The sequence below is a fragment of the Escherichia sp. E1130 genome (genome assembly GCF_005781065.1).
In the GTDB taxonomy this organism is placed as follows: Bacteria; Pseudomonadota; Gammaproteobacteria; order Enterobacterales; family Enterobacteriaceae; genus Escherichia.
Genome location: NZ_VATL01000047.1, coordinates 22,079 through 34,850, shown reverse-complemented (window position 1 = coordinate 34,850; position 12,772 = coordinate 22,079). Strand labels below are relative to the sequence as shown.

Genomic DNA, 12,772 nt, shown 5'->3' with positions numbered 1-12,772 from the left:
GCTTTCCTCAGCGGCCGCCACCGGCGGCCAGTGAAAGCGGCGCTGCCGGCACGGCAGCTGCAGGCGCCGTAGTTCAGGCATCGCTTGCTATCCGGTAGGACGGAGACGCCTGCGGCTCCGCGTAGCGCGATGGACATACTGGCCATCACGCGAAGTGCAGGCGACGACCCGGCCCCGACGGGGAGCCGAAGCGTGCCCAAAGTCACCCTGAATAAATTTCAAACCCTGAGTTTTGAACTTGCTCTGATGCTTACCAGATCCTCAAAATAATTTATTGGTCGGCCGGGGAACTGCGCCGCAGGCGCAGTCGCCCTGCCACTGCAGGTGAAACCTGCAGAAGGTTTTTCTGCCGTACTGGCAGCGTTATTCACACTACCAGTAGGCAATAACCCGGACATGCTGTGGATAAATCGGTGCAGGGCGCATATTTACTGGCACGCCCTGACATGTTCAATATTTAACCACCAAAGTGTGTGATGTTGTTTACCAGCCACTCAGGCCCGATCACGTCAGAGTAACCATCTTCGTCCTCTTCCGCATACCATAAACTGTCATCAATAAGCTCAACCATAGCGCCAGCCTCATACTCCCGGTACCCGCAAAAATCGCAACCGGCCTCGCTATACCAGTGCTTTACTGTGCAGTTCCAGCGCGCCGAAAGGGCTTCCATTACACTCTCTTCAGGTGGTGCCCATGCGGTATCGGTATCGATCTGCAGGATGCCCTCCCCTGCCCATATTTCATAACGGTTTGCTGCAGGCCACTTCGTGCCGTACTGGAACGAGTAGAAGTGAAAGGTACTGGATACGCCTTCAAGTAGCTTTCCGTTAAACCCGTTTATTTCAGCTGCGAGGCGAGTAGGCAGCAGCATTCGCAAATCAAGCGTATCGCCCTCCGGTTCCTCACAAAGCCCGTTAAAGATATCCTCCGGGCTTCCCCCTCTCATGTAATATCCGCCCCAGTCATAGCTTTTTGCGCGGATCATTCCCTCCACTCGCGTTTTTTCCGTTAAGGTCAGACTCTCCCACTTCAGTTCTTCCAGCCCGCACGCCCTGTAGCACCGGTCAATCGTCTCGCAGTTTTCTTCACTGAGGGGGATATCTGCTTTAAGCATCTCTGTCCACTCACTGAATGCCCGTCCTGCCAGTGACTCCTCACACCCGTTTGATACCAGCTCCGGATATGCTGGATAGTCCACTTCTACCGCAGGCTTAAGACGACCTGCCACGCCGGCAATAAACATCCGCAAGCTCTGCTGAATAGCTCGCTTATGGAACGGGAATAACGTTCCGTTAATCCATGCTTCTATGTCGCCCTGCAGGCTGAGAGGCGCAGTGATTTCGATTCGGTTTGCACACCAGTTAGGCATGTGTATATCTCCCATATTGGTCAGTGGATACGGCTGTCGCCGTGACCACGAACCAGACCGGGCTTTAAAACGGGTGCAACAAGGGCGACACCAAAGCCGCAGCGCAAAGACTTTCCTGGCTGAATGCACAGGAAAGTCTGCGAACGGGTGAAGGTGACGGCGTCAGCTTCCCTTGTGGATGCCGTGGCCCGGGCTAAGGTCTGGTCACGGCGTCAGCCCGACCGGAGTGAGAGACAAAATGTGTTTTTCGCCGGTACGGCGATCAATGTGCGGCCGTCAGGGCGCATCCTTTCTGTACCGTCAGCTTCCTGCTCAATGCAGGTAGCTGACGGCAGGTGCTGAACGGGGCCTGGAGTCTGGCCCCTGCAATCAGGCTGCTGACAGGAAACTGCTAAACGCCTGGGCCTGGGCGCGTATTTCCGCACGGGCCTCACCGGCGAGATAATTAATCTCATCAAGCGGTACCCATTTTCTGACCGCCTCATCGGGGCGAATAACAACGCCACTAGTCCAGCATTGCGCCATGATCGTGCCATTGCACTTCACATTAAAACGCAGGGTCAGTACCCGGGCGCGCTGCTCAAAAATCAGTTTCAGATACTCTTTCAGCACCTCGTCCTCTACATCGCTATAACCGAACTCTGCAGGGTCGAGAGCTACGGCATTCAGCTCAATGTATTGCGTGCGGCGGCAGAACAGCTCTTCTTCAAAATGTTCCGGGTGCGTCGCCTCCGTTACCTTATAGCCGCGCACTTTCACACTCTGGCAAACAGCCCGGTACTGCTTGTCCAGGGCGGCAATGAGATCCTGCTCATGCGAAGAGGCAGTATCGGGAAAACCTGATGCTGTAATCACCGCTTCACCGGTATAGGGATACCAGCGCCCGTTGTGCGTCAGTCTGATACTGGCGCCCCATCTGATGACAGCCTTCTGCAGTTCGTCCGCACGCGACTTACTCAACAAACCTTCCGCATGCAGCTGTGGGATGATGCGATGGAGATCTTCTGCTGACAGGTAGCCGGTAAAGATTACGCCATCGCCCAGGCTATGGTGGAGACTGTAGTCCAGTTGAAGATGCGGCCAGCTGCGTGCCTCCAGGCAAAAGTCATGCCCCGGATGCAAAGCCGCAGCGCAAGCGATCGACCATAGGGAGAACGCGCGAACGGGTGCAGCAGACGGCGGCTTGACTTATGCCGGCACGGTGCAACCGTCTTAGCGATGGCAGGAGATAACGAGTGCAGAGAAAGAGGACACAGAACGTTTTTTATCCGGAACAGGCCCGCTTCAGCGGGCATCCTTTACGGCCAGACCGTCAGTCTGGCCAGATTAAGACCGGGGCCAGCGCCCCGGTCCTTCTTAGTCCCCGAGCAACGCTCGCATGTTGTTTAAGGTTGACCAGAGTTCAAGCCGATCACGCCAGCCGCCCAGATACCACAAGGGAGTCCGGTAAGTTCTCTGCGTTTTAAGGGTCAGCGTATTCGCAATGCTTACTTCCGCCGGGATACCCAGGTAGGAGAGCTGCAGATAGCACATGTGCACCGCGACGGGGGAAATATCGTTGCAGCTGACAAATAGTTGTTTCTGAGGATTAAGGCCTTTTTCAAACATTGCTTCAGCAAAGGCGATGACCATGCTGCCGGCGCCAACCGCTGGCTCATGAAACGTAATGAACGGCGCACTATCCAGCTGGCCGAACAGTTCATCCGTCGTCAGGCGTGCCATCAGGCTGGATAAGTAGTACGGGGTAAAAAACTGGCCCATTTCCGCCGAAGCTATCTCGAGTTCGGAGAAGATCTGCCCCAGAAAGTCCCCAGGCTGGCAATCCAGAGCTGCCGCCATACACCCCAGCAATCGGGACATGTTAAGGAGATCATCTTTTTTATAGCGGCGCGCCAGGTTCAGGTATTCATCTTCCAGAGCCTCAGATCGCAGAAACACGTTCTGTACGGCCAGGGCGCCCATTTCCGCGAAATCGCGGAATACTTCATAACGGTTGTGATACCGCGCAGTGTCCCGGAAGAGGGTTATAAACTCACGGCGATAATGCTCATAGCCGCTTTTACCGGCGTGCTTTGGATGATGGGAGATATTGTGCGCAGGCAGGTTAAGTGTCAGTTGGCTCATTCTGGCGTTCCTTTTTAGCCGGCGGTCTGCGTTGTGCTTCCGCCATACCGCACACGACGCAACGTGCCTTAAGGAAAAAATCACGCTCCGGCGCAAGGCCGCAGCGCAAATGACTGACCAGAGGGAAGGAATGCGAACGGGCGCCGCGGTCGGTGGCTTGAATTTTTCCGGCACGATGCGACGATTAAGCGGTGTGGGGGTAGCAACTCAGAGATAGCAGGTTAAACAGGAAGACGGGTTTAGGCGGCTTATTACGCCGCCAGTGATGGAGACTTAACGGAGATCGTGATCCTTGTCGAGCAGTCCAAGGCGAACCATATAGGCAAGAACAGATTCCGGGCGTCGCTGATACTCCCTGGCAAACTCGTCAACATCGAGCATGCCCGCCTCGGCCAGGGCGATCAGGCGTTGTTTCTCCTCCTCGTCCCATTTCGCGCCGTGGCGCGGATACTGCTGCTTATAGCCTGCGCCAAGCGAAGAACGACGCGTGAGCTCCTCACGCAGCTGACCCAGGGTCATGTTTTCCAGGCCATCGATCACATTCAGGGATTCGAGCTCACGAGCCGCTTTGAGGAACTGGCGGACAAGCTTTCCGTGTTCCCGCAGATCAGACATTGTTTCCCGTCCCGCCGAACATGCTCCGGGCATTATTTCGGGTTTCGTCATCAGACGATACCGAATCGCTCATCTGCTCTTGAGACTGAGGGGCTGCGGTTACAGCCTCTCGCGCCCTGCCCTGCAGCAGAGCCTCGGTTTCGCGTGGGTAAACGGCTTTAAGCAGCTGCAGCAGGTCATCAAATGACGTATCGCGGTTAAGCAGCTCGCTGAAGAGGAACGGCAGCCGTTCATCCTGCTTGCCAAATGCAAAGCCGGTAAGCAGCGCGGCGCGCCATAAACGCCCCCTGTCCCCCTGAGGCGTTTCGTCCGTTTTCTGGCAGACAAAGCGGTCCGCTTCGTTAGTTTCAGGATTCAGGTAAAACGTAATTTTGCGTCGCGTATCCATGGTTTTTATCCAATAAGGTACATACCGTTAACGAGGTCGAACTGAGACGTACTGGTTTTGTAGAAACGTTCTTCCCTGACTGCACAGTGTTTTTTTACTGCCTCTGCAATGAGTTCGGCGCCACCGCCAATGACCATTACATGCGAGTATCCCTCAAAGCGACTGACAGCTTCAATAACCCTGTTAACAAGCCGGCTGTGAGCCGATGTCATTGCTTCACAAACAAGATCGATACGTGAGGTATCGTTAATGCGTGACGCCAGGTAGGCCGCATCATTACGGTGAATGATGATATCGTCGGCCAGATAGCTGCTTCCCTTCGTGCGAGCCAGCGAAAGTGCGTCTCTTACGGCACCGGTCATCAGAGAGACTCCCAGCGTGGAATCACCGTAAATACGCGATATTCCGCGCATTTTCCCCATCACCTGAGAAATATCGAGCGTCGTTCCGCCCAGGTCAACGATCAGCAGTGAATCAAGCTCGTTGAGGTTTTTAACGACTTCGAAACCAGCCGGGATGGATTCTGGCATCACGTCAACATGACGAACAGAGAAGGTTTTCCCCCCATTGAGTTCGACCGGCCGCAGCAGGTTTGTTTTCTTACGTTGAATGTTTGCTTCGTTGGGCTGGTTGTTCTTGTCGTAATACTCCGCCAGCGGCAGTGTGACAACGATATCGACTTCACACGGCTCAATACCGCTGTTGAGAAGCGCATGATGAACAGCAACAACGTTCACATCGCTGTATTGCCACGCAACGTTAGTCGTCACAACCGCCTCCGGACTGATCGGGTCGAAAGAATACTGCTCTCCGTTCAGTTGATAGTTGAACGCCTGCTGAGAACCGAACGCCACAGCCCATTCACGTTTGAAGCTGTTAGGGCTGATTGACTGCCTGACCTGTCCGGCTTCGTTCCACTGCAGTTTGATATTGGTAGAGCCGTCATCAATGAAAATTTTCATACCTTTCACCTTGGAATAGTTTGGATTGAAACGAGCACAAACAAAAACAATCAAGAGAACTATTTGAGAACTATATGAGAATTATACAAATCGCGAACACAATAACAACCCTAAAAGAGAAATATTTGAGAACTATTTGAGAACTGTAAAGGAAGGCGATAGGGATTGAAGCTATTCATACGCCAGCTATTTGTGCCTAAAAAATCAGCCGGTTGAAATAAAGGGACCGAGAATAGCTTGCTTAAAACTGGGTTCATAAAAATAATACTGTATATATAAGGGTCTTCCCTTGTTGTGGTGGCTGAAGGCATGATAATGGTGTATTTAATCGCCAGAGGTCACCGCCATGGACGAAAAGTCCCTCTACGCTCATATTCTCAACCTGTCCGATCCGTGGCAGGTAAAGTCCCTTTCTCTCGATGAAAATGCCGGTTCTGTTACTGTCACTATTGAGATCGCTGAAAACACCCGGCTAGCCTGTCCGACCTGCGGTAAATCCTGTTCTGTTCACGATCACCGTCATCGTAAATGGCGCCATCTTGATACCTGCCAGTTCACCACTATTGTTGAAACCGATGTTCCACGAATTATGTGTCCGGAGCATGGCTGCCAGACGTTGCCTGTTCCGTGGGCTGGCCCCGGAAGCCGGTATACGTTGCTATTCGAATCGTTCGTTCTCTCATGGCTGAAAATCAGCACCGTTGATGCTGTCAGGAAGCAACTTAAGCTCAGTCGGAATGCGGTTGACGGCATTATGACCCGGGCAGTTAAGCGAGGTCTTGCCCGGATAAAAAAGCCATTATCCGCCCGTCATATGAATGTGGATGAGGTCGCCTTTAAAAAAGGACATCGTTACATAACGGTGATCTCCGATCGCGATGGTCGGGCGCTGGCCTTAACGGATGATCGCGGCACAGAGAGTCTTGCCGGCTATCTTCGCACGCTCACTGATGGGCAGTTGCTGGCTATCAAAACGCTCTCAATGGACATGAACGCGGGCTATATAAGAGCAGCACGTATCCACTTACCCAGTGCGGTTGAGAAAATCGCCTTTGACCGCTTCCATGTGGCGAAGCAACTGGGCGAGGTAGTTGATAAAACCCGTCAGAATGAACATCCGCACCTCCCTGTTGAAAGCCGACACCAGGCAAAAGGAACCCGCTTCCTGTGGCAGTACAGCGATAAGTGGATGACCGAATCCCGGCAGGAAAAGCTGATGTGGCTGCGTGCACAGATGAAGCTGACGAGCCAGTGCTGGGCGCTGAAAGAGCTGGCAAAGGATATCTGGAACAGGCCATGGAGCGAGGAAAGACGGAGTGACTGGCAGAGATGGTTGGCGCTGGCAGCTAACAGTGACGTTCCCATGATGAAAAATGCCGCGAAAACGATAGGAAAAAGGCTGTACGGGATCCTGAATGCGATGCGACACAGTGTCTCAAACGGAAATGCGGAGGCACTTAACAGCAAGATCAGGCTGCTGAGGATAAAAGCCAGGGGATACCGAAACCGGGAGCGCTTTAAACTGGGGGTGATGTTCCACTACGGAAAGCTGAATATGGCGTTCTGAGCCTTCCCACCATGATCGGGGAAGACCCATATATAAACAGTAAAAAGAAGGGGTATAAAATGGTCAATATCAGCTTTATCGCACCGGCAGACTCACCAGATAAAATGCAGCTGCCGTTATTCGCCGATCTGGCCTCATGTGGTTTCCCTTCACCTGCAGCTGACTATGTCGAGTCCGATCTGGATCTCCATGATTACTGCATACGGCATCCAAGCGCGACTTACTACCTTCGCGCAAGTGGAGACAGCATGGCCGACTGCAGCCTGTACAATGGCGATCTGCTGGTTGTGGACAGTGCCGAGAAGCCCCGGCATGGCGATATTGTGGTGGCCAGCGTGCAGGGGAATTTACGGTTAAACGGTTGCTGCTGACGCCACGACTGACGCTGCAGCCCATGAACGCGGCCTGGTCGCCAATTTATCCCGACCCGGACGATCTGGATATCTTTGGCGTCGTCACGCACATCATTCACCGTCCCCGGGAGATGTACTGATGTTTGCCCTGGCCGATGTGAACAGCTTTTATGCCAGCTGCGAACGTGTTTTCCGCCCGGATTTGAAAGGAAAGCCGATCGTCGTCCTGAGCAACAACGACGGTAATGTGATCGCACGCAGCGCCGAGGCGAAGCCCTGGATCAAAATGGGCACCCCGTGGTTCCAGATAAAAAACGAGCCTTACCATGAGAAAATATACTGTTTTTCAAGCAATTATGAACTTTATGCCTCGATGTCCGCGCGCGTGATGAGCTGTCTGGAGGAGCTGGCGCCCCGAGTAGAATTTTATTCAATTGACGAGCTCTTTGTTGACCTGGACGGTGTGGAGCACTGCATGGACCTTGAGGACTTCGGCCGGCAGCTGCGCCAGCACGTATATGACTGTACCCGTCTGACCATTGGCGTGGGCATCGGGCCGACAAAAACCCTTGCAAAATCAGAACAATGGGCATCAAAGGAGTGGAAACAGTTTCGTGGTGTGCTCGCCCTGACCCGGGGGAATCCTCAGCGAACGCGGAAACTGCTTTCACTGCAGCCGGTCGAAGAGAGCTGGGGCGTGGGAAACCGTATTGCACGCAAGCTCAATGTTCTGGGCATCAGGACCGCACTTGATCTGGCCCTGACGAACCCGGCCTTCATCCGGAAAAATTTCTCCGTCGTTCTCGAGCGAACAGTACGCGAACTGAACGGGAAAACCTGCATGTCACTTGAGGAGGCCCCGCCAACGAAACAGCAGATTGTCTGCAGCCGCAGCTTTGGAGAAAAAATCACGGAGTACGATTTGCTCCGCCAGGCTGTCTGTCAGTACGCAGAGCGGGCCTCAGAAAAGCTGCGTAAAGAGCGCCAGTATTGCCGGCATATTTCCGTTTTCATCAAAACGTCTCCGTTCGCCGTTAAAGACCCTTACTATGGCAACGTGGCCACGGAGAAACTGCTTACCCCCACTCAGGACACCCGGGACATTATTGCGGCCGCTACAACGGCTCTGGAGCGCATCTGGAAGGATGGCCACCGGTATGCTAAAGCCGGTGTGATGCTGAATGACTTCACCGACTCCGGCGTTTCGCTGCTGCAGCTGTTTGACGAACGTCCGCCACGTCCTCACAGCTCTGAGCTGATGAAGGTTCTCGATGGCATTAATCATTCCGGTCTGGGACAGGTCTGGTTTGCCGGACGAGGGATTGCGCCATCCTGGCAGATGAAACGCGATATGCTCTCCCCTGCTTACACCACTCGCTGGAAAGATATCCCCATTGCGAGGATCAGTTAAATTTCGCCTTTCAGAGAGCCAGTAGTGCTCGCCGCAGCGAACGACAGGGCGCAGCCCGCGAGTGAGCGAGGAAGCACCAGGGAGCCTGAAGCCTTTTAAAGCACCTTACGCTCTTAAGTTGTATAGATTCTATAATGAGTTATCCACATATCCTTTGAGTAGATCCAATAACTTATCCTAAGTTACCCGAATAGATCCAAACTGATCCCTTTTGCTGCAAAGCCTTTGTCTACGGGCTTCTTAGCGTTTTCGGGTGTGTCGTAGTGGGAAAAAGGTGTTTCGAAGCGGGAAAAAGGTGTGTCAAAACGGGGAAAGGGTGGGTAGAATCGGGAAAAATGGTGTGTCGAAACGGGAACGAATAAATAATTCAGGCACATATCGATCATATACTAGAATGGATATAACTACATGAATGACAATGTTTTTATCGGAGAGGTTATAGGTCCAGATTGTGAAGGTGTTAACAATAAGCTCACAGTAACCAGTAAGGCAACAGTTCAGCCTGTAGCCCTGATGAGATTAAATGTTTTTGTTCCCTCAAGCAGACCTGCAAAAGGAGCCAGAACATCAATCGATGCGACCTCTGTTCTCAAGGATTTGGAATTCTCAAGGCGAGAGGGCTACGACGATATTCGTATTACCGGCGAACGGTTGAGTATGGCCATCGACTTCAAGGTATGGGTAGGTATCATTGAAGCTTTTAGTAAGTACGGTTTAAAAACGAACAGCATTAAACTTACTTTTCATGAGTTTGCAGGAATGTGTCGCTTTGAGTCTAAGAGATTCGATACCCGTCTTAGGAAAAGCATTTCAGAAGCTTTAACTAGGATACGTGGCAAGACCATTACCTTTAACCGCAGCGGGTCAGAGGGCCTTCAAAAAGTTTCCGTGACAGGTTTGCTTAAGACTGGTGAATTGGATTTTGCAAACGACCAAGTGGAACTTGAAGCTGATCAGCGTCTATGGGAACTCTACCAGACTGATTACACTGTATTGCTTCGACATAAGCCAATAAACGCTTTAACCCGAAAGGAAGCTGCTCAGGCCCTGTATACTTTCATAGAAAGCCTGCCTACGAACCCAGTCCCCATATCTTTCAAACGAATACGTGACAGGCTCTCACTGCTCTCTCCAGTAAAGGAACAGAACCGTATCATTAAACAGGCCCTTAAGCAGTTACAGGATATTGGGTATCTTGACCACAGCATCACAAAAAAAGGTAAAGAGACTTTCGTTCTGATACACAGTCGCTCTGCAAATCTGAAACCAGGATCAGCTGTATAAGGTGTGTCAATACGGGAAAGCGACTCGATTAAGGTGTGTTGAAACGGGAGGCCTTATATCAAACGTCTTGATAGGTGTGTTGTAACGGGAGGATTACTCGTTAAGTGCTTTTTTCACTGCCGTACATTCCCACTTCAACACACCTTTTGGATACAAGTGAGAAGCTATCCCGCTTCAACACACCTTTATCCCAAATTGCCTCACCCTGCCCCACTTCGACACACCGAATCTGCAAAGACTTCCCACTACGATCCACTTTTTGATTCCCGGGGCCATTTCTTTCGTTAAGTGCGGCTGAGTTATAGCCCATACTTCAGTACATGCTATACACGTAATGTATAAAATCATGCTTACCATCACATAACAATCATTGTGATATTGTTTTAATATTAAAATAAAATCACAAAGATATCATCACACTGTTAATTTTACTCAGCCAAGACTTGACTTAGATGAGATGTACTTACTACTATGTTGATAGTTTTTTAATATTAAAAAGAGATGAAAATGATACTAACGATTGCCAATACGAAAGGAGGAGTAGGTAAATCTACTCTCGCGGTTAACATCGCAGTTGCAAGAGCTCGGCAAGGCAGAAAAGTATGGTTAGTTGATGGTGATAAACAAGGGTCTTCTCAAACAGCTATCCTGGTTCGTTCAGAAGACGGTGTTGAACCAGGTATTGCTTGCTCGCATTACCCAGAAGGCCCGGTGTTAAGGAGCCAGGTTCTCCAACAGAAAGATAACTTTGACGATATCATCATCGAATGTGGAGGCCGTGATTCCACTGCAATGAGAGCTGCTCTGACAATCACAGACGTCCTTTTAGTTCCTTCAGCACCTGGAAGTTTCGAAGCCTGGGCCATGGATGCCAACGCCGATCTAATCAAAGAAGCGCGAAGTATCAGAGATGGCTTGGTCTGTTATTCGCTTTTGAACAAAGCAGATACTCAAGCCAGATCCTCCGACAACAGAGATATGCTGGAAATGATGGAAGAGTACAAAGAGGACATCCCAATCCTCGACAAAATCATCTATCAAAGAAAAGTTTATGCCAATGCAGCGGGCAGTGGGAGAACCGTAAGTGAGCTGAAATTACGTTCGCATGAAAAGATTGCAGTGCAAGAGTTAGATGCTCTCATGTCAATACTATTTAAATAGTCAAATGCAATCAGAATGATATTAAAATAATGTTTAGGTGATATGAAATGGCAATCCAAAAAAAACCCAAAACTCAACCATCCGTTTCAAAGAATGATGCAGTAGAGAACTTTATAAACTCAGCCCCTGATGCAAAAGTTCCCGCTTCGAAGGGAGTGGTAAAAGGAAAAAAACAGCAGATCACAATCACAATGGACCCTGAACTGATTCAGCGTATTGACGAGGCTGCTGCAGAGAACGGGCAATCGCGCGCTGCATTCATAAATATGTCTTGCATCAACATACTGGACTATGGTTTGCAAATTGCGGGCAAGAAGAAAATAAGCGAGTAGGCAACATCAAAAAACAATCAAAGCAATCTTCGTTTGATGTTGTTTTAATATTAAAACAACATCAGATTGAGGTGTTGGATACTTTCAACTTTCTTAGATTTTTTTTATCAGCGCCACCGCCTCATCGCCAGGCATCTGGAACTGTACCCTGTGCCGTGCCGCCACATCGAGCGCAAACACCTTCGTATACACCTCCGTCGAGCTGATGCTCTTATGTCCCATTAAACTCTGTAGCACCTTCAGTGGTATACCGGCATATAGCATGTGCATGGCGTAGGAATGACGGAACGTGTGCGGTGTAATCGGCACGGAGAACGTCACCCCGTCGGCCGCTGCCGCTTCAACCGCTTCGCTGAGCCAGGTGCGGACCGTCCGATCGGTGATCTCCCAGATACGCGCCTTCTCGGTTCTGCCGCTTCGCTTGTTGCGTCGTTCAAGAGGTATTTTCAGCGTGGCCACCATCATCTCCAGCTGACCGACATAGTTCGCATCGGAAAGCGGAACCAGGCGATGCGCCTGACTGCCGGCAGGCGAGCGGCCGGCCGTTCGTGCCGCTTTCTCCGCCCGCTGCTTGAGTGTGGCCAGCTGCACGAACGGGTAGGGCGGCGCCAGAGAAAAATCACTCCGGGTCAGCGCCAGCGCCTCGTTAATGCGCGCGCCGGTGTTCCAGAGGGTTGCCAGCAACATCTTGCGGTGGAGATCGGGTACATAGTGGAGCAGGGCACTCACTTCCGGCGCCAGCAGATATTTCGGCAGTTCGTCCTGAACGAGCGCCATCTGACGCAGGGCAAGTGCGGCAGGGTAGTCGATGGCCACCGGCAGCTGCGTGACCGAAAAAGAAACGCCCTGGCCTGGGATTGCCGGCATCATTGCTTGTTGTCCCTGTTGGACAGGTATTGCTCAGTAAGTCGTGCCAGTGCTTTCTGCGCGTAATCCTCGCCCGGGAGCACACTGATTTCTCCCCGGCGTTCCATCTCGGCGCCGATGGCGCTCAGGGTCGTCGTTACCGGAAGCAGCCGGCGCAGCTGCAGGGCGTGCCCGCATGCGGAACGGATGCGATCGGCAAATTCATCCTCATCGCGGGAATATATTCCGGGCGCCGGCCGTTCCCTGCCGTCCTTTTCTGACTGCAACTGCTGGCACAGCGTCAGCAGTTCAATGATTTCTTCTGCCGCACGGGCAGCCACCAGGTCATGGTTCATTCCG

Annotated in this window: 13 protein-coding genes and 1 pseudogene; 6 read left to right on the top strand and 8 right to left on the bottom strand. The window is 51.7% G+C overall.

The features are described from left to right. Positions 1-457: 457 nt before the first annotated feature. From FEK66_RS24605 to FEK66_RS24580, 6 genes are all read right to left on the bottom strand, one after another. The gene (locus tag FEK66_RS24605; RefSeq protein WP_167854284.1) at positions 458-1,369 is read right to left on the bottom strand and encodes a DUF1281 domain-containing protein; all 912 of its coding nucleotides are present in this window, start codon (positions 1,367-1,369) and stop codon (positions 458-460) included. Between the two features lie 369 nt (positions 1,370-1,738). After that, positions 1,739-2,491 carry a hypothetical protein gene (locus tag FEK66_RS24600; protein WP_135495612.1) on the bottom strand — a complete coding sequence of 251 codons (753 nt, stop codon included), beginning with the start codon at positions 2,489-2,491 and terminating at the stop codon, positions 1,739-1,741. A gap of 234 nt (positions 2,492-2,725) precedes the next feature. Beyond that, positions 2,726-3,493: an N-6 DNA methylase gene (locus FEK66_RS24595; RefSeq protein ID WP_023321982.1), complete on the bottom strand. Its 768-nt coding sequence runs from the start codon at positions 3,491-3,493 to the stop codon at positions 2,726-2,728. Between the two features lie 273 nt (positions 3,494-3,766). Beyond that, complete coding sequence (locus FEK66_RS24590) at positions 3,767-4,108, bottom strand: hypothetical protein (RefSeq protein WP_135495611.1); 342 nt, start codon at positions 4,106-4,108, stop codon at positions 3,767-3,769. Beyond that, a complete protein-coding gene (locus FEK66_RS24585) occupies positions 4,101-4,496 on the bottom strand; it encodes a plasmid partitioning/stability family protein (RefSeq protein ID WP_023321980.1) in 396 nt (131 codons plus the stop codon). The genes FEK66_RS24590 and FEK66_RS24585 overlap by 8 nt, the downstream gene beginning before the upstream one ends. A gap of 5 nt (positions 4,497-4,501) precedes the next feature. Continuing rightward, positions 4,502-5,458 carry a plasmid segregation protein ParM gene (locus FEK66_RS24580; protein ID WP_043135399.1) on the bottom strand — a complete coding sequence of 319 codons (957 nt, stop codon included), beginning with the start codon at positions 5,456-5,458 and terminating at the stop codon, positions 4,502-4,504. 346 nt (positions 5,459-5,804) lie between these two features. Here FEK66_RS24580 and FEK66_RS24575 point away from each other — a divergent pair, with 346 nt between their 5' ends. The 6 genes and pseudogenes from FEK66_RS24575 to FEK66_RS24550 all read left to right on the top strand — a co-directional run bounded on the left by FEK66_RS24575 (position 5,805) and on the right by FEK66_RS24550 (position 11,566). Beyond that, on the top strand, positions 5,805-7,025 hold the full coding sequence (locus tag FEK66_RS24575; protein ID WP_135495610.1) for an ISL3-like element ISKox3 family transposase: 1,221 nt from the start codon (positions 5,805-5,807) through the stop codon (positions 7,023-7,025). A 104-nt stretch (positions 7,026-7,129) separates the two neighbouring features. Continuing rightward, positions 7,130-7,518, top strand: a pseudogene (gene umuD / locus FEK66_RS24570) (translesion error-prone DNA polymerase V autoproteolytic subunit). Continuing rightward, positions 7,518-8,789, top strand: coding sequence for a Y-family DNA polymerase (locus tag FEK66_RS24565; protein ID WP_135495609.1), 1,272 nt, complete (start codon positions 7,518-7,520; stop codon positions 8,787-8,789). The pseudogene umuD and the gene FEK66_RS24565 overlap by 1 nt, the downstream one beginning before the upstream one ends. Positions 8,790-9,197: 408 nt before the next feature. Then, a complete protein-coding gene (locus FEK66_RS24560) occupies positions 9,198-10,073 on the top strand; it encodes a RepB family plasmid replication initiator protein (protein ID WP_135495608.1) in 876 nt (291 codons plus the stop codon). A gap of 507 nt (positions 10,074-10,580) precedes the next feature. Beyond that, entirely contained in the window at positions 10,581-11,234 is a 654-nt protein-coding gene (locus FEK66_RS24555) for an AAA family ATPase (protein WP_135495607.1), read from the top strand. Positions 11,235-11,281: 47 nt separating this feature from the next. Next, positions 11,282-11,566 carry a ribbon-helix-helix domain-containing protein gene (locus FEK66_RS24550; protein WP_135495606.1) on the top strand — a complete coding sequence of 95 codons (285 nt, stop codon included), beginning with the start codon at positions 11,282-11,284 and terminating at the stop codon, positions 11,564-11,566. A gap of 93 nt (positions 11,567-11,659) precedes the next feature. Here the strand turns inward: FEK66_RS24550 and FEK66_RS24545 are convergent, their stop codons facing one another. Both FEK66_RS24545 and FEK66_RS24540 read right to left on the bottom strand, forming a co-directional pair. Next, positions 11,660-12,436: a site-specific integrase gene (locus FEK66_RS24545; RefSeq protein ID WP_135495605.1), complete on the bottom strand. Its 777-nt coding sequence runs from the start codon at positions 12,434-12,436 to the stop codon at positions 11,660-11,662. Beyond that, positions 12,433-12,768: a hypothetical protein gene (locus FEK66_RS24540; protein WP_135495604.1), complete on the bottom strand. Its 336-nt coding sequence runs from the start codon at positions 12,766-12,768 to the stop codon at positions 12,433-12,435. The genes FEK66_RS24545 and FEK66_RS24540 overlap by 4 nt, the downstream gene beginning before the upstream one ends. Positions 12,769-12,772 lie beyond the last annotated feature (4 nt).

What these genes read in the sequence shown, in the direction of transcription:
- FEK66_RS24605 (WP_167854284.1), bottom strand. Translation starts at nt 1,369, where the DNA reads ATGCCTAACTGGTGTGCAAACCGAATCGAAATCACTGCGCCTCTCAGC.
- FEK66_RS24540 (WP_135495604.1), bottom strand. Translation starts at nt 12,768, where the DNA reads ATGAACCATGACCTGGTGGCTGCCCGTGCGGCAGAAGAAATCATTGAA.
- FEK66_RS24575 (WP_135495610.1), top strand. Translation starts at nt 5,805, where the DNA reads ATGGACGAAAAGTCCCTCTACGCTCATATTCTCAACCTGTCCGATCCG.
- FEK66_RS24585 (WP_023321980.1), bottom strand. Translation starts at nt 4,496, where the DNA reads ATGGATACGCGACGCAAAATTACGTTTTACCTGAATCCTGAAACTAAC.
- FEK66_RS24555 (WP_135495607.1), top strand. Translation starts at nt 10,581, where the DNA reads ATGATACTAACGATTGCCAATACGAAAGGAGGAGTAGGTAAATCTACT.
- FEK66_RS24550 (WP_135495606.1), top strand. Translation starts at nt 11,282, where the DNA reads ATGGCAATCCAAAAAAAACCCAAAACTCAACCATCCGTTTCAAAGAAT.
- FEK66_RS24545 (WP_135495605.1), bottom strand. Translation starts at nt 12,436, where the DNA reads ATGATGCCGGCAATCCCAGGCCAGGGCGTTTCTTTTTCGGTCACGCAG.
- FEK66_RS24580 (WP_043135399.1), bottom strand. Translation starts at nt 5,458, where the DNA reads ATGAAAATTTTCATTGATGACGGCTCTACCAATATCAAACTGCAGTGG.
- FEK66_RS24560 (WP_135495608.1), top strand. Translation starts at nt 9,198, where the DNA reads ATGAATGACAATGTTTTTATCGGAGAGGTTATAGGTCCAGATTGTGAA.
- FEK66_RS24590 (WP_135495611.1), bottom strand. Translation starts at nt 4,108, where the DNA reads ATGTCTGATCTGCGGGAACACGGAAAGCTTGTCCGCCAGTTCCTCAAA.
- FEK66_RS24595 (WP_023321982.1), bottom strand. Translation starts at nt 3,493, where the DNA reads ATGAGCCAACTGACACTTAACCTGCCTGCGCACAATATCTCCCATCAT.
- FEK66_RS24565 (WP_135495609.1), top strand. Translation starts at nt 7,518, where the DNA reads ATGTTTGCCCTGGCCGATGTGAACAGCTTTTATGCCAGCTGCGAACGT.